Source organism: Agrobacterium rubi TR3 = NBRC 13261 (assembly GCF_000739935.1).
Classification (GTDB): Bacteria; Pseudomonadota; Alphaproteobacteria; order Rhizobiales; family Rhizobiaceae; genus Agrobacterium; species Agrobacterium rubi.
Genome location: NZ_BBJU01000014.1, coordinates 14,451 through 28,740, shown reverse-complemented (window position 1 = coordinate 28,740; position 14,290 = coordinate 14,451). Strand labels below are relative to the sequence as shown.

18 protein-coding genes and 1 riboswitch are annotated in these 14,290 nt (G+C 56.6%); of the genes, 9 read left to right on the top strand and 9 right to left on the bottom strand.

Annotated features, from left to right (window positions below; all coding sequences use genetic code 11):
- Positions 1–8: 8 nt before the first annotated feature.
- Complete coding sequence (locus RRU01S_RS11290) at positions 9–1,103, top strand: DUF2865 domain-containing protein (protein ID WP_234936065.1); 1,095 nt, start codon at positions 9–11, stop codon at positions 1,101–1,103.
- A gap of 10 nt (positions 1,104–1,113) precedes the next feature.
- Here the strand turns inward: RRU01S_RS11290 and bluB are convergent, their stop codons facing one another.
- Positions 1,114–1,800, bottom strand: a complete 687-nt coding sequence (bluB, locus tag RRU01S_RS11285; RefSeq protein WP_045230388.1) for a 5,6-dimethylbenzimidazole synthase — start codon at positions 1,798–1,800, stop codon at positions 1,114–1,116.
- Between the two features lie 74 nt (positions 1,801–1,874).
- A riboswitch (cobalamin riboswitch) is annotated at positions 1,875–2,056 on the bottom strand.
- A gap of 95 nt (positions 2,057–2,151) precedes the next feature.
- On the opposite strand from bluB, the gene RRU01S_RS11280 reads away from it, so the two are divergent.
- From RRU01S_RS11280 to RRU01S_RS11270, 3 genes are all read left to right on the top strand, one after another.
- Positions 2,152–2,340: a hypothetical protein gene (locus RRU01S_RS11280; RefSeq protein ID WP_045230387.1), complete on the top strand. Its 189-nt coding sequence runs from the start codon at positions 2,152–2,154 to the stop codon at positions 2,338–2,340.
- 87 nt (positions 2,341–2,427) lie between these two features.
- Entirely contained in the window at positions 2,428–3,945 is a 1,518-nt protein-coding gene (locus RRU01S_RS11275) for a phospholipase D family protein (RefSeq protein WP_045230609.1), read from the top strand.
- Positions 3,946–4,020: 75 nt separating this feature from the next.
- Positions 4,021–4,611 carry a carboxymuconolactone decarboxylase family protein gene (locus RRU01S_RS11270; protein ID WP_045230608.1) on the top strand — a complete coding sequence of 197 codons (591 nt, stop codon included), beginning with the start codon at positions 4,021–4,023 and terminating at the stop codon, positions 4,609–4,611.
- A gap of 19 nt (positions 4,612–4,630) precedes the next feature.
- Here the strand turns inward: RRU01S_RS11270 and RRU01S_RS11265 are convergent, their stop codons facing one another.
- The 4 genes from RRU01S_RS11265 to RRU01S_RS11250 form a co-directional block, all read right to left on the bottom strand.
- The gene (locus RRU01S_RS11265) at positions 4,631–5,467 is read right to left on the bottom strand and encodes a response regulator (RefSeq protein WP_045230386.1); all 837 of its coding nucleotides are present in this window, start codon (positions 5,465–5,467) and stop codon (positions 4,631–4,633) included.
- Between the two features lie 122 nt (positions 5,468–5,589).
- Positions 5,590–5,967 (bottom strand): response regulator, encoded by a 378-nt coding sequence (locus RRU01S_RS11260; RefSeq protein WP_045230385.1) that lies wholly within the window; start codon positions 5,965–5,967, stop codon positions 5,590–5,592.
- Positions 5,968–6,145: 178 nt separating this feature from the next.
- The gene (locus RRU01S_RS11255; protein ID WP_045230384.1) at positions 6,146–6,850 is read right to left on the bottom strand and encodes an SDR family oxidoreductase; all 705 of its coding nucleotides are present in this window, start codon (positions 6,848–6,850) and stop codon (positions 6,146–6,148) included.
- Positions 6,851–6,957: 107 nt separating this feature from the next.
- Positions 6,958–8,115 carry a pyridoxal phosphate-dependent aminotransferase gene (locus tag RRU01S_RS11250; RefSeq protein ID WP_045230383.1) on the bottom strand — a complete coding sequence of 386 codons (1,158 nt, stop codon included), beginning with the start codon at positions 8,113–8,115 and terminating at the stop codon, positions 6,958–6,960.
- Positions 8,116–8,283: 168 nt separating this feature from the next.
- On the opposite strand from RRU01S_RS11250, the gene RRU01S_RS11245 reads away from it, so the two are divergent.
- From RRU01S_RS11245 to aat, 5 genes are all read left to right on the top strand, one after another.
- Positions 8,284–9,051 (top strand): DsbA family protein, encoded by a 768-nt coding sequence (locus RRU01S_RS11245; RefSeq protein WP_045230382.1) that lies wholly within the window; start codon positions 8,284–8,286, stop codon positions 9,049–9,051.
- Positions 9,052–9,176: 125 nt separating this feature from the next.
- The gene (gene aroQ, locus RRU01S_RS11240; protein WP_045230381.1) at positions 9,177–9,614 is read left to right on the top strand and encodes a type II 3-dehydroquinate dehydratase; all 438 of its coding nucleotides are present in this window, start codon (positions 9,177–9,179) and stop codon (positions 9,612–9,614) included.
- Positions 9,615–9,642: 28 nt separating this feature from the next.
- Positions 9,643–10,131: an acetyl-CoA carboxylase biotin carboxyl carrier protein gene (gene accB, locus RRU01S_RS11235; RefSeq protein WP_045230380.1), complete on the top strand. Its 489-nt coding sequence runs from the start codon at positions 9,643–9,645 to the stop codon at positions 10,129–10,131.
- Positions 10,132–10,142: 11 nt separating this feature from the next.
- Positions 10,143–11,486 carry an acetyl-CoA carboxylase biotin carboxylase subunit gene (accC, locus tag RRU01S_RS11230; RefSeq protein WP_045230379.1) on the top strand — a complete coding sequence of 448 codons (1,344 nt, stop codon included), beginning with the start codon at positions 10,143–10,145 and terminating at the stop codon, positions 11,484–11,486.
- Positions 11,487–11,489: 3 nt separating this feature from the next.
- Positions 11,490–12,101 (top strand): leucyl/phenylalanyl-tRNA--protein transferase, encoded by a 612-nt coding sequence (gene aat / locus RRU01S_RS11225; RefSeq protein WP_045230378.1) that lies wholly within the window; start codon positions 11,490–11,492, stop codon positions 12,099–12,101.
- A 9-nt stretch (positions 12,102–12,110) separates the two neighbouring features.
- Here aat and RRU01S_RS11220 read toward each other — a convergent pair whose 3' ends face one another.
- From RRU01S_RS11220 to RRU01S_RS11205, 4 genes are all read right to left on the bottom strand, one after another.
- Positions 12,111–12,548, bottom strand: a complete 438-nt coding sequence (locus tag RRU01S_RS11220; RefSeq protein WP_045230377.1) for a DUF2155 domain-containing protein — start codon at positions 12,546–12,548, stop codon at positions 12,111–12,113.
- Positions 12,549–12,697: 149 nt separating this feature from the next.
- Positions 12,698–13,096 carry an NADH:ubiquinone oxidoreductase subunit NDUFA12 gene (locus RRU01S_RS11215; protein ID WP_045230607.1) on the bottom strand — a complete coding sequence of 133 codons (399 nt, stop codon included), beginning with the start codon at positions 13,094–13,096 and terminating at the stop codon, positions 12,698–12,700.
- A 110-nt stretch (positions 13,097–13,206) separates the two neighbouring features.
- Complete coding sequence (locus tag RRU01S_RS11210) at positions 13,207–13,680, bottom strand: GNAT family N-acetyltransferase (protein ID WP_045230376.1); 474 nt, start codon at positions 13,678–13,680, stop codon at positions 13,207–13,209.
- Positions 13,677–14,174 (bottom strand): GNAT family N-acetyltransferase, encoded by a 498-nt coding sequence (locus RRU01S_RS11205; RefSeq protein ID WP_045230606.1) that lies wholly within the window; start codon positions 14,172–14,174, stop codon positions 13,677–13,679. Before RRU01S_RS11205 ends, RRU01S_RS11210 begins: the two co-directional genes overlap by 4 nt.
- Between the last annotated feature and the right edge of the window lie 116 nt (positions 14,175–14,290).

Below are 14,290 nucleotides of genomic sequence, written 5' to 3'. Positions count from 1 at the left end.
GAGGCCGATTGATCGGCACACTTGTAACGGTTCTGTTCGCGGCACCCCTGTCGGTGCAAGCAAATGACATATGCGATGACTTGCGGGCCGAGTTGACCCAGCCGACGCGCATCATGGGCAACACCGCCGAGATTCGTCGCTTCGCCAGTGCGCTGGCACAGCAGAATATTCTCATCCGCCGCATCAAGAACGACATGCGCGGCTATGGCTGCTCGTCGGGCAGCATCATCGTTTACGGCAATCCGAACGCGCAGATGTGCGGCGAAATCGGCGATGCGCTGGTACAGGCTGAGGCTGAGCGCGCGATGATTGCGGAAGATCGCGACCGAATGCTGGCCGCGCAGCGTGCCGATAATGCGCAAAACAGCCGCGAGAACATCATGGCTGCGCTGGATCAGAATGGCTGTCTCGATGAACAGTCGCCGTCCATGGCATCCACTGATCCATCGCAGGATCAGGATATTCGTGGCCCCGGCGATCCATTCAATGAACCCGATCACTCAGACTACGCCCCATCGCCCAATATGCCGATGCAGGGCGGCTTGAGAACGCTGTGCGTGCGCACCTGCGACGGCGCGTTCTTCCCGATTTCGTCCGATGCCACACCGCTGGATTTCCGCGACCAAGCCGCGCAGTGCCAGCGCATGTGCCCCGGCACGCAGACGGAACTGTTCTACCACGCAATGGAAGGCCAGGAGAGTTCGGATATGGTGTCTGCGAAAACCGGCCAGCCCTATGCGTCCATGCCAACCGCCTTTGCTTACCGCAACAATCCCGCCTCTAGCCGCGGGCCTTCTTGCAGTTGCAACATGGCCGCCTATCAGGACCAGATGAAAAAGCAGGAAAACCAGGCGAAAGCGCCGCAGTCCACCGCTTTGCAAAACGGCTCCAGCATCACCACCATCACGTCACCGAAGGGTGATATCGCCACCAAGCCGACAGATATCAAGCCGGAGGCTAAGGCGGAACCCGTGCCAGAGCGGGATTACGATCCGGCAAACAACAAGGTGCGCATGGTCGGTCCGCAATTCCTGCCGGAAGAGCAAAGCCGCATCGACCTGAAAAACCCGGCTCTGAAGGGTGCACAGCCTCAGCAGCAATAGGGTTACTCTATTATTTCGCGCCCCATCTGTCGCGAAACACCAATTCCTCCAGTGGCAGACGCTGCCGCCAGCCTTTCACCGCCAGTTCCGGCTCTCCATAGAGCGTGTCGACATGCCCGACGCACAGCCATGCGACAATTTCGATGTGTGGCGGAATGCTTAGAATATCGCGTATGTCGTCGTCGTGGAAGATACTGACCCAACCCACACCGACGCCCTCTGCCCGCGCAGCGAGCCACAAGTTCTGGATGGCGCAAACGGTCGAGTACACATCCATGCGCGGGTTGTGGGTGCGGCCTAACACGACATCGCCTCCACGGGTCGGATCACAAGTCACACAGATCGACAGCGGAGCCTTGCGGATGCCTTCGAGCTTCAGGCTGCGATACAGTGTCTGCTGTTCCTGCCCGAACATTTCAGAAGCTTCCGTATTGGCACGAGAGAAAGCTTCCCACGCGCGCTGCTTCACCTCTTCGTCGGTCACCAGCGTAAAATTCCACGGCTGCATGAAGCCGACGGAGGGGGCAGCGTGGGCGGCTTTCAGCAACCTGTCGATCAAGTCGTCGGAAAGTGGCTCTGGCAGAAACTGGTCACGCACGTCCCGTCGCGTTTCGATGGCGCGGTAAACGGCTTGCTTGTCGACGTCGGAAAATTCCTGCGCTGGCACCAGCGCGTGATCGAAGTCGTCCTGTGGCATCGTTAATCCCCAACAATGCAAGGCGCGCGCCGCAAAACGACCCGCCTCCTCAAAACCTGCCGCCGTCCATGCGGTTCGGTCTATCATATCAGGCCGGTCTTCTGACTTGGCTTCAACCCCGTCTTGCCGCCTTCCCGATTATCTCAGTGGCCTATGGCAACACGCGTCCACCTTACAGCGTTGGGCACGTCGCGGATTTTCACCGCGTTCCCGATTCTCCCGCCCAGAGGCAAGCACCTGATCTGTCGCTTATGGCTGGCGTGGCCTGCCAATGCAATATCCTCATTTCAAACGCGACAGGAACCCAGACACCGCCCGCGCATTCTACCTCCACATGATGGAGGAACGACGATGGATGACTACACCCAACTGCGCGAGCAAATCGGCCAGGATCTCGATACCCTCAATCGCACGGAAAGCCCCAAATCCATTTTCGAAATCGCCGATGATTACCTGCTCGGAAATCCCGGACTAAAACGCGAGATCGTTGAAGACATCATCAAGGAAGAAGCCGACAAGCGCGGCATTGAAATCCATTGATTTCAACCGATATAAAAGCGTACAACTGATGCAGGTGACCCTATCGCTGTGAATGTAACGATCGCCATCTGTGTTCTGCTTGTTGTGATGATCGTGGCCGCAATGGCACTCGCATCGCGCCACCGCGACAAAATCATCATCAAAATCGCTTCCACGGCATTGCCGACAGTGGACGATGCGACCCCGCTTGACCTCCATTGGAAACATGTCAGCAATGGACGCCAAGAGCCGAACGCGCTCTCCCTCGTCCAGTCCAACCTCGGCGCTTTTGCGGCCCGCGTCGGCTCTGCGAGGGCAGCCGCCCGCAGCCTCGACCTCATGTACTACATGTGGAACGCCGATCTGACTGGTCAGCTGATGATGCGTGAGGTCATCGCCGCTGCGGACCGTGGGGTTCGCGTGCGTCTGCTTCTCGATGATCTGGGCGTCTCGATTCCCGATCGCGCCTTTCACGCCATCGATAGCCATCGCAATATCGAACTGCGACTGTTCAATCCCACGAAAGCAAGGGAAAACGTGTTCCGTCGCGGGCTGGAGATGGTCCTGCGGTTTCGCAGCGTCAACCGGCGCATGCACAACAAGGCTTGGATTGCCGATGGCAGGGTTTTGATCGTTGGCGGGCGTAATATTGGCGACGCCTATTTCGACGCCGCAGAGCTGGCGAATTTCAGAGATTTCGATGTCATCGCGCATGGAGACTGTGTCGGTCAGGCAGAGGAGATTTTCGACGACTACTGGAACAGTGCGGTTGCGGTGCCGGTCAGATCGTTGCTCGCAAGGCGCCCCAACAAGCTCGCGAAATTGAGACGCCGGATGGATGCCTTGGCGGCCGGCAGCGCAGCACAGCCCTATCTGGCACAGGTCGAAAGCCAGCACCATTCCGGCGACTTCCTCAACTCCGACAAGCTGCATTGGGTGGAAACCGTGCAGGTCGTTGCCGACCCGCCAGAGAAGGCCGCCGGCAAGCGACGCCATGGTCATAACTACGTCATGGAAACCCTGCTGCCCATCATGGATGAGACGACGACTAAGCTTCGGATAACGTCTCCCTACTTCATTCCCGGTCTGAAAGGCGTCGAAACCCTGTCGCGCCTTTCGGCAGACGGCGTTTCGGTCTGCGTTTTGACGAACTCACTGGCCGCCACGGATGTCGCTGCCGTCCACGCCGGATATTCGCGCTACAGACGCCCCCTGTTGATCAACGGCATCAAAATCCATGAACTGCGCGCTTTGGCGGATCAAAACTCCTCTTTTTCGCTGCGTGGCTCCGGTCAGGCCAGCCTCCACACCAAGGCTTTCACGCGCGATGGTGAGATCGGCTTTATCGGCTCCCTCAACTTCGATCCCCGCTCGATGTCGCTGAACACCGAAATGGGCGTACTGTTCACATCGCCTGAATTGGTCGAGGAAATGGACGCTATCTTCAGCGAAGAAATCCGCCAGGAAATGAGCTTTGAACTCACGCTGAACCAGCGCCGTAACGTCGTCTGGAACGGTGTCGTCAAGGGCAAGCCGCAGCACTATGCCAGCGAGCCCTACGCCAGCCTCAGCCGCCGTATCATGACGATAGTTATGGGGATATTGCCGCTCGAATCTCAGCTGTGACAAAAAACATCGGCTGAAAATGATCCAATCTCGCACTCACGCATTTTAGAAGCAGTTGAAATGCAGGAGAACCCGATGTTCATCGCGCCGCCAGAGCCGAAAACCAGCCGCAAGATTGCGGAGATGTACGATAGTGCCGAGCATGTTCATGGCTATCTGCCGAATATGTACCGCGCGTTCGGCCATCGCCCGGAGGTCATGGAAAGCTGGAGTGCGCTGTTGGTCAGCCTTCGTGGCAATATCGAGCCGAGGCGCTATGAGTTGGTCACGCTGGCCGCAGCCCGCGAACTGCGCTCTTCCTATTGCATGCTGGCGCATGGCGCCGTTCTGGCACGCGACGGCGTCTCCAAAGACGAGCTGGAAGCCATCGTCAACATCGAAGACGATGCGCCCCTCAACGAGCAGGAGCGCGCCATCATGATTTTCGCGACAAATGTGGTTCGCGATGCGACGTCGGTGACGCAAGCCGATATCGATGCTCTCAAAACCCATGCCCTGACCGATGCCGAAATCTTCGACATCGTGGCGGCGGCTGCGGCGCGCTGCTTCTTCTCCAAGACGCTGGATGCTCTGGGAACGTCACCGGACCAAGCCTATGTGGATAAGCTTGGCCCGGAACTATCCGAAAAACTTGCCATGGGCAGGCCGATAGAGCAGGAAACCTGACGGCCCTGCTCTTTCAGACTTATGCAGCAGCCTTAGCGTTCTGCGTTCTCGCCGACTTGATCTGGACAAGCGTGTCGAGGTTCTGATTGACGCGGCAATAAAATTCTTCGTCGATGAACGGACGCAGCATGAAGTCGTTACCGCCGGCCTTCAAGAAGCGTGCAGACAGAAGGCGGTTCGTGGACGAGGAAACACCGATAATGCGCAACTCATGCGAACCGCGCATGGTGCGAATGCGCCGCGTCAGCTCAAAGCCGTCGATATCAGGCATGTTGTAATCCGTCACCACAAGACCGATGTCTGGATTGTTCTTGAGAATTTCCAGCGCCTTCGCACCGCTCTCAGCAAGGCTGACGCGGAAATTGTAACGCTTAAGGCGGCTGGAGAGCAGAGCTCGCGCCGTTGGACTATCATCGACGATGAGCACGTGGTGACGGTGGTTGGTGAGGAAGCGGCAAACCGATTCCGTCAGCATATCGACCGCAAAGACATTGTCTTTCAGGATATAGTCGACCACTTCCTTGGTGATGAGCTTCTCACGCGTGTCTTCATGGAAGGTGCTGGTGAAAACGATCGTCGGTATCGAAAGATCGACAAGATATTCCAAAGCCTCGCCATTTTCAGCGCCTGGAAGATTGATATTGGAAATGGCGAGAGTAACTTCTTCGGAAGAACGCTCGTAGCATTCCTGCAGCTCTTCGAAGTTCCGGCACACCTCAACGCTCAAACCCAGCAGCTCCTTGAGCCTCGCGCCGATCATCTGAGTAAAGACGTTGGAATCTTCAGCAAGCAATATTCGTGTGTCGTGAAATGGCACGCCAGAATACTGCATGCCTGTGATTCCCAGAAAGTTCATAGTACCCCCAAAAACTCTTATAGCCTTGAGGGACACTATAAACAGAGGTCTTTTAAGAACACTTAATCGCTAAACAGACGTTTGAGCTATGGTTACCTATTAGCAAACACGAAACTTCCGCCTCACGCACTCATAAGTCTCAGCGTCTTCATGACCTTTTCGAAATCATAGGGTTTGGCGAAGAAAATACTCCGGTCTGGTAAATCCTCATCTTCTGGCCTGTAGTGACCCGAGGTCAGAACGATACCCAGTGGCACGACGCTTCGGCGTGCCCAATTGGCGAGTGCAACACCATCCATCTTGCCGGGCATATCGACGTCGGTGAAAAGAACTTTCACATCTGGGCGCGTTTGCAATATTTCGACAGCTTCGTCCGAATCACACGCCTCGATCGCGTCGAAACCTGCGTCTTCCACGAGATCAACCGCCATCATGCGAAGCAGCGGATCGTCTTCGACAACCAAGACCACTTGTCTGGCAATTGGATTTCTCTGTCCCATGGATCAGACCACCTGTTTTCTTACACGAGTGTCGTGTTCAAATTGAAACGCTTACCCTTGGGTTGAATAACGCGGCGATAACGACGTGGTTCCTTCAAAATGACCGGATTCCCTGGAATGACAGGCCTTCGCTGGAGTAAGAGCGAACGCAAAATGCGCTTATTAGCACTAATGTCGTTTACACAGAACGGGTTAGTCCTCCGTCCACGCGAAGGTTTTGACCGGTGATATAACCGGCACCATCGGAGGCAAGAAAGGCGACGGTGGCGGCTATTTCTTCACTTTTTCCGTAACGCTGCATTGGCACCATCTCCCGGCGCTGTTCGGTCGCTGGTAGGCTGTCGATCCAGCCCGGCAGGACGTTGTTCATCCGCACATTGTCAGGCGCGTAGGTATCCGAAAAGATTTTCGTGAAGGCGGAAAGACCTGACCGGAACACAGCAGATGTGGGAAACATATCGCTGGGCTCAAATGCCCAGGCCGTCGATATATTGATGATCGTGCCGGATTTTTGAGACACCATGGTGGGCGTCACCAAGCGAGTCGGGCGAATGACATTCAGCAAATAAACATCAAGGCCCGTATGCCACTGCTCATCGGTAATATCGAGGATCGGCGCGCGAGGGCCATGCCCCGCACTGTTGACCAGCACGTCGATGCGTCCGAATGTTTCCAGTGTCAGGTCGATCAACCGCTGTAGGTCGTCATTGGATTGGTTGGAGCCTGTGACCCCGATACCGCCAAGTTCGGTTGCGAGAGCCTCACCCTTGCCGGAGGATGAGAGGATGGCAACCTTATAACCATCAGCGGCCAGACGCTTGGCAACAGCCGCCCCCATGCCACTGCCACCCGCCGTTACCACTGCTACCTTATCTGTCGTCATCGTGTTCTCCCATCATTTTGGGAAAGAGAATATCGCGAATGACCGATCAGGACGAACCAAAATCATTGATGGGAAAGCACAGCAAAGCTGCAAGCTGTTGAGTAGCTTTACTTGAGCCAGCCTGCAATACGCCCGACGGCCTCGGCTATCTCGGATTCCGAACCCGCATAGGAAAATCGCAGCGCACGATGGCCGTCGACCGGATCAAAATCGAGACCAGGTGTGGCGGCAACGTCGATTTCCGCCAGCATCAGCTTTGCGAACTCCATACTGTCGTTCGAGTATCGGCTGATGTCGACATAGGCATAGAAAGCACCATCCATCGGCGAAACCAGCGGCAGCCCGAGCTCCGGCAGGCGGCTCAAAAGGAAGTCGCGATTGGTGCGGTAACTTTCCTTGTAGACATCCAACTCGTCCTCGACGGAAAAGGCAGCAATTGCGGCAAGCTGCGACAGCTCCGGCGCCGAAATATACATGCTCTGGGCCAGACATTCGATCGGGCGGATGAGCACTTCCGGCAATACCATCCAGCCAATACGCCAGCCGGTCATGCAGTAATATTTGGAAAAGGAGTTGATGACGACGGCATTGTCGCTGATTTCGGTGGCACTCGTCTCTTCGCCGACAAATGTCAGACCGTGGTAGATTTCATCCGAAATGAACGCGATATTGCGGCTGTCGCAATAGGTCACCAGGCGCTTCAGTGCCTCACGCCCCGTCACAGTCCCGGTGGGGTTTGCAGGACTTGCCAGAAGCACGCCCTTCAACTTTCGCCCGGCCCTGGTTTCGGCGCGCTCGAGGCTCGCAGGCGTCAGCGTATAGCCGGTTTCGGCCGTTACCGGCACTTCAACGACCGTCAGACCCAGCGCCTTGAGAATGTTGCGGTAGGCTGGATATCCAGGCCGCGCGATGGCGACGGCGTCGCCCACATCGAACAGGCTGAGAAATGCCAGATTGAACGCTGCCGATGACCCCGTGGTCACCGCAATGCGCGCGGGATCGATGATCGTGCTATGGCGCAGCCTGTAGCTTGTCGCGATTGCCTCGCGCAGTTCACGCAATCCCAGCGCATCGGTGTAGCCGATCCGACCATGCTTGAGTGCCTCTTCGGCGGCCGCAAGCGATGCCTTGGGTGCTGCATGGGATGGTTGGCCGACAGCCATGGAGATAACAGGACGTCCCGCCTGCCTGCGTCGATTCGCCTCCGCCAGAATATCCATGGCATGGAATGGCTCAACCGCACTTCGCTTGGACAAGGTAATCAAAAATATACTCTTTCTCGAAATTCTATGGGAAGATGTGCCGCATTATGACGGCCTTCACAATGACAAGATCGCAACGGAGAGATTTAATTTGCGATATGGCAATTGAATGAAATTAAGGTAATGCGTGAGGTGAGACATCGCACCTGCCCATGACACCACGAGGACCCCATGGCACTTTCCATCAAATCCACAGCCTTTGCCTGCCTGACGGCCCTTTCGACCCTTTTCGTCTCCCTGCCCGCGCACGCGCTGGATGATCAGCAGAAAAAAGAGTTCGGCGCTTTCATCAAGGAATATCTGATCGAGAACCCAGAAATCATGCTGGAAGTGCAGGATGCTCTTGAGCGCAAACAGTATGAAACGCGCAATGCAAAGGCGGCCGATGCCGTGGCCGATAACCAGAAGGCCATCTTCGAATCGAAATACGATCTGTCGCTCGGCAACCCCAAGGGCGATGTCACGCTGGTCGAATTCTTCGATTACAATTGCGGCTATTGCAAGCGCGCCATGAGCGATGTGGACACGATCCTCAAAACCGACAAGAACGTCCGTTTCGTTCTGAAAGAATTTCCTATTCTTGGACCCGAATCGGTGGAAGCCCACAAGGTTTCGAACGCCGTAAAGCTGATCGCGCCGGAGAAATACCCCGAATTCCAGCGGACATTGCTCGGCAGCACCGGTCGCGCCAATGAAGAAAGCGCCATCGAAGTCGCTGAAACGCTCGGCATCAAGGAAGCGGATATCCGCAAATCCATGGCGGAAAACTCCAATGATGCGCAGGTCAAGGAAACCTACCAGCTTGCCACCAATCTCGGCATCACGGGTACGCCGTCCTACATTATCGGCAATGAGGCCGTGTTTGGCGCTGTCGGCGCTGTGCCGTTGAAAGAAAAGATTGCCAATATGCGCAGCTGCGGCAAGGCGACTTGCTCATAAAATACGCTCGAAAACACGCAGAAAGCCCAGAAGATTAAGGACAAGAGGTTGTTTGCGCGCTTCGGGGCTTTTCCTTGGAGGTTACGCGGTCTATAGGTGGCCCTGATTTTTTGACGGAACTGCAAATGAGCAACACAATCTTCGTCCTGAATGGCCCCAATCTCAACATGTTGGGAAAACGAGAGCCCGGCATCTATGGCGGCAAGACGCTGAAGGACATCGAGGCCGATTGCGTGAAGGCTGGTGAAGAGCTTGGCTTTACGGTCGAGTGTCATCAGTCCAACCATGAGGGCGCCCTGGTTGACCTTTTGCATGAGGCTGGCGAGCGCGCCGCCGGTGTCGTCATCAATCCCGGCGCCTATGGCCACACGTCAATTGCGATGCATGATGCCATACGCGCCATTTCTGTTCCTGTGCTGGAAGTGCACATTTCCAACATCCACGCACGCGAGGAATTCCGCCATAAATCGATGATAGCGCCCGCCGCAAAGGGAATGATCTGCGGTTTCGGGCCGTATGGCTACATCATGGCGCTCAACGCCTTGAAGAATATCACGGCATAAAAAGAAACAATCAGAAATAGGGTTTGTCATGTCTGAAAAGAAAAACGGTATCGACAAGGAACTGATCCGCGACCTCGCGAACATTCTCAACGACACCGATCTTTCCGAGATCGAAGTCGAGCAGGACGATTTGCGCATTCGTGTGTCTCGTGCAGCGCCTGCCGCGCCGATTTATGCAACGGCACCCACACATTACGCACCGGCGCCCGCTGCCGCCCCTGCAGCCGCAGCACCGGCGGTTGGACCTGGCACCGCCGCTCCTGCTGCCCCTGCCCGCAACCCGGCAAACACCGTCACGTCGCCAATGGTTGGCACCGTTTATCTTTCTTCTGCTCCGGGTGCACGTCCGTTCGTCGAAGTCGGCGCAACCGTCAAGGAAGGCCAGACGCTTCTGATCGTTGAAGCCATGAAAACCATGAACCAGATCCCGGCTCCGAAGTCCGGCAAGGTTACGGAAATCATCGTCAACGACTCGCAGCCCGTAGAGTATGGTGAAGCCCTCGTGGTCATCGAATAAGGGCTGATTTCATGGTATCCAAGATCCTCATCGCCAATCGCGGCGAAATCGCCCTTCGCGTGTTGCGTGCCGCCAAGGAACTCGGCATTCCAACTGTCGCAGTGCATTCCACGGCAGACGCAGATGCCATGCATGTGCGCCTTGCCGACGAAAGCGTTTGCATCGGCCCACCGCCTTCGCGTGACAGCTACCTCAACATCCACCAGATCGTTGCGGCCTGCGAAATCACCGGCGCGGATGCCGTTCACCCCGGCTACGGGTTCCTGTCGGAAAACGCCAAGTTCGCCGATATTCTCGATGCCCACGGCATCACCTTCATCGGACCGACCGCCGACCACATCCGCATCATGGGTGACAAGATCACCGCCAAGCAGACCGCGCTGGAACTGGGCATTCCCGTTGTTCCCGGCTCTGACGGCGAAGTGAAGCCTGAGAACGCGCTGGAAATCGCTCGCAAGATCGGCTTCCCGGTTCTCATCAAGGCAACGGCCGGTGGTGGCGGACGCGGCATGAAAGTCGCAAAGGACGAATCGGAAGTCGAGGAAGCCGTCTCGACGGCCCGTTCCGAAGCGCTTGCCGCTTTTGGTAATGACGCCGTCTATATGGAAAAATACCTCGGCAAGCCACGCCACATCGAAGTTCAGGTGTTCGGCGATGGTGAAGGCAAGGCCATCCATTTGGGTGAACGCGATTGCTCGTTGCAGCGCCGTCACCAGAAGGTTCTGGAAGAAGCCAACTCACCAGCACTCACCGTTGAGCAGCGTATGAAGATCGGCGAGATTTGCGCCGATGCCATGCGTAAGCTGAAATATCGAGGTGCTGGCACCATCGAGTTCCTCTATGAGAATGGCGAGTTCTATTTCATCGAAATGAACACCCGTCTTCAGGTGGAGCATCCGGTCACGGAAGCCATCACCGGCATGGACCTCGTGCAGGAGCAGATTCGCGTCGCCTCCGGCCAAGGCCTTTCGGTCACGCAGGACGAAGTGAAGTTCAATGGCCACGCCATCGAATGCCGCATCAACGCCGAGGACCCGCGCACCTTCGTGCCGTCGCCTGGTACATTGACCTACTTCCACACACCCGGTGGCCTCGGCGTTCGCGTCGATTCTGGCGCCTATCAGGGCTACAAAATCCCGCCATACTACGACAGCATGATCGGCAAGCTGATCGTCCACGGACGCAATCGCGATGAATGCATTCGTCGTCTGATCCGGGCGCTCGACGAGTTCGTGGTGGACGGCATCAAGACAACTCTGCCGCTGTTTCAGGACCTTCTGCAAAACGAAGACATCCTGAAGGGCGACTACGACATCCACTGGCTGGAAAAATATCTGGCCGGCGACGCGAAGTAAGAGATGGGACGGCGCGGCAGAAACAGCGACATCGATGTCGACATTCTGCTGCGCGCCTACTCCATCGGCCTGTTTCCCATGGCCGATTCGGCAGATGACCCGGAACTCTTCTGGGTCGAGCCGGAGATGCGCGGCATCATCCCGCTCGATGACTTCCACGTTTCCAAAAGTCTTGCCAAAGTCATTCGCAAACGTCCGTTCGACATTCGCTTCGACACGGATTTCAAAGGTGTGATGGCCAGTTGCGCAGAGCAAGCCGACGACCGCCCCAGCACCTGGATCAACGCCACAATCCGCCGCCTCTATACCGAACTGCACGAAATCGGCCACGCGCATAGCGTCGAGGCGTGGGAGGGCGACGAGCTTGTCGGTGGCCTCTATGGCGTATCGCTCGGCTCAGCTTTCTTCGGGGAGAGCATGTTTTCGCGCCGCACCAATGCGTCTAAGATTTGCCTCGTGCATCTGGTCGAGCACTTGCGCGAAAAAGGCTTCACTCTCCTCGACACACAGTTCACGACTGAGCATCTCAAGACCTTCGGCGCGATCGATGTTCCGAAAGCCGAGTATGCGAAAATGCTTGAGCCCGCCGTCAATCGACCAAGCCTGACATTCTGACTGTTGGGATTATTTGCTGGCCGACGTCGGAGCAGGCACGTCCGAATCCTGCTTGCAGCCCGTCAGCCACACGTCGTAGATCGGGTGCTCAACGGCATTCAGGCCGGGGCTGTCGGCAAACATCCAGCCGGTGAAGATGCGCTTGATCTTGCGGTCGAGGGTGATTTCATCGACCTCAATGAAGGCATCAATCTTCTGCGCTTCGGTATCGTCACGCGAATAGCAGACCTTTGGCGTGACCTGGAGCGCACCGAACTGCACGGTTTCGTTCAGATAGACATCGAAAGATGTAATGCGGCCAGTGATCTTGTCGATGCCGGAAAAGACGGCGACGCGGTTTTCGATGCGGGCTGCGGAAGCGGAAGACACGGTAACAGCCGTGGCCGAAAGCGCGACAAGCGACACAGCCAGCGCACGCAAAGAACCATCTCGCGTGAATTTTCCCATATCGAACCGTCTCCAGAAAGATTTCCCGCACCATCAGTGCGGGCTCAACGCCTACAGGCGGAATGTGGCAAAAACGGGTGACTGCCTACGTCGTTCGCATCAGCAAATCGCGCTGAAACGCAAAAGGCAAACCACCCTCGCCGGCCTACTCAGTTGCCGGGCGTCCAGGCGTCGTAGTCGCCGGTTACGCGTGGACGTTCACCGGCAACAGCCAGCGAGCCCTGCGGGCGGTAGGCTTTCGATGTGCCGGTCATGTTCGGCAGATGCGGCTTCTCCCACTCGCGAGCAGCGTAGTTTTCCTCGCTCGGCGGAACGTCGGTGCGATAATGCATCCAGCCATGCCAGCCGGGCGTAATGGCGGAGGCTTCGGCGTAACCATTATAGATGACCCAGCGACGTGGCATGCCCCAGGATGTGGTGCCGCCTTCGTAATAGGTATTGCCCAACTCATCCGTGCCGACCTTCTTGCCGAAACGCCATGTGTGAAAGCGCGTTCCAATCGTCTGGCCGTTCCACCAGGTGAAGATTTGCGTCAGGAGAGTCTTCATTATCAGTTCCTCGGGCTTGAGTGCACCGCAGCGATTTGATGTGCGCAGCACAGCACAAGCTTATGCCGCTCCATGCAACAATTGTCCAGTATTTCCCGTTCCAGCCGCCGCTATTTCAGCTTCATGCTGAAGCCGAAATGTCGCTTGTCGAACCCCAGCCGTTCGTAAAACCTGTGGGCATCGAGCCGCGCCATATTCGATCCCAGCTCGATCGTTTTCACACCGCGCTGCCCAGCATCCTCGATACAATGACGGATCATAATGGCACCGATGCCGCGACCACGCATATCAGCCCGCGTCTGGACCGCTTCGATCTTCATCGTCACAGCACCGCGACCGACGAGCTTCGTGAGAATCACGGTCTGAAACGTACCGACGACCTCTCCATCCAGTTCCGCCACATAAAGCGTCTCGTTGGGAGACGCCTCGATGGCGTGAAAGGCCGCCAGATAATCCGGCATTGCCGCTTCTTCCACCGTGTCACCGTGGCCGCCCACATCATCAGCGGCAAACATCGCGACGAGATGAGGAAGGTCAGTTTCTCGCGCAAAACGAATGATGAGATGGTCTCGCGCTTCGGTCATCGGGCCAGCGTCTTTTCCATGGCGATGCCCGGCAGTCCCTCAACCCCGGCCATGCGCTCCACTCGATCGACCTCGACAAAACCCAGCCCTTCATAAAAGGCAATGGCGGCGGTGTTTTTTGGCTCCACCTCGAGGCGCATGATTTCGGCGTCGGGAAAACACGTCTCAAGCTCCGCGAAGATATCGCGCCCAACGCCTTGGCGCTGAAAATGTGGATCGACATAGAGCTGGTGTAGCAAAGCCGTTTTCGACATCTTGGCTGACATCGCTGCATAGCCCATGCCACCGATGCGCTTGCCATCATCCGCCACCAGAAACTCGCCACCCTTTTTCTGGACGCGTTCTTTCATCGCAGCCGGAGAATGCCACTGCGTGATCAGTTCACTGACCCGTGGCGCTCCATAGATCGCGTCGAAGGTGGCGTGCCACGTGCGCGCCAAAAGCGCCCTCACCGGCTCAATATCGCGCTCACTGGCGGTGCGAATGAAAAACACGTCTTGCTCCATCTAAGAATGGAAAAGCCAGGAGAAATCCCGGCATTGTCGCACTCGATCTCTAACTCCACTCGACGTCATCCTCGGGCTTGTCCCGAGGATCTGACCACGTTTGA

What these genes read in the sequence shown, in the direction of transcription:
- bluB (WP_045230388.1), bottom strand. Translation starts at nt 1,800, where the DNA reads ATGCCACAGGACGACTTCGATCACGCGCTGGTGCCAGCGCAGGAATTT.
- RRU01S_RS11280 (WP_045230387.1), top strand. Translation starts at nt 2,152, where the DNA reads ATGGATGACTACACCCAACTGCGCGAGCAAATCGGCCAGGATCTCGAT.
- RRU01S_RS11275 (WP_045230609.1), top strand. Translation starts at nt 2,428, where the DNA reads ATGATCGTGGCCGCAATGGCACTCGCATCGCGCCACCGCGACAAAATC.
- RRU01S_RS11270 (WP_045230608.1), top strand. Translation starts at nt 4,021, where the DNA reads ATGTTCATCGCGCCGCCAGAGCCGAAAACCAGCCGCAAGATTGCGGAG.
- RRU01S_RS11265 (WP_045230386.1), bottom strand. Translation starts at nt 5,467, where the DNA reads ATGAACTTTCTGGGAATCACAGGCATGCAGTATTCTGGCGTGCCATTT.
- RRU01S_RS11260 (WP_045230385.1), bottom strand. Translation starts at nt 5,967, where the DNA reads ATGGGACAGAGAAATCCAATTGCCAGACAAGTGGTCTTGGTTGTCGAA.
- RRU01S_RS11255 (WP_045230384.1), bottom strand. Translation starts at nt 6,850, where the DNA reads ATGACGACAGATAAGGTAGCAGTGGTAACGGCGGGTGGCAGTGGCATG.
- RRU01S_RS11245 (WP_045230382.1), top strand. Translation starts at nt 8,284, where the DNA reads ATGGCACTTTCCATCAAATCCACAGCCTTTGCCTGCCTGACGGCCCTT.
- aroQ (WP_045230381.1), top strand. Translation starts at nt 9,177, where the DNA reads ATGAGCAACACAATCTTCGTCCTGAATGGCCCCAATCTCAACATGTTG.
- accB (WP_045230380.1), top strand. Translation starts at nt 9,643, where the DNA reads ATGTCTGAAAAGAAAAACGGTATCGACAAGGAACTGATCCGCGACCTC.
- accC (WP_045230379.1), top strand. Translation starts at nt 10,143, where the DNA reads ATGGTATCCAAGATCCTCATCGCCAATCGCGGCGAAATCGCCCTTCGC.
- aat (WP_045230378.1), top strand. Translation starts at nt 11,490, where the DNA reads ATGGGACGGCGCGGCAGAAACAGCGACATCGATGTCGACATTCTGCTG.
- RRU01S_RS11220 (WP_045230377.1), bottom strand. Translation starts at nt 12,548, where the DNA reads ATGGGAAAATTCACGCGAGATGGTTCTTTGCGTGCGCTGGCTGTGTCG.
- RRU01S_RS11215 (WP_045230607.1), bottom strand. Translation starts at nt 13,096, where the DNA reads ATGAAGACTCTCCTGACGCAAATCTTCACCTGGTGGAACGGCCAGACG.
- RRU01S_RS11210 (WP_045230376.1), bottom strand. Translation starts at nt 13,680, where the DNA reads ATGACCGAAGCGCGAGACCATCTCATCATTCGTTTTGCGCGAGAAACT.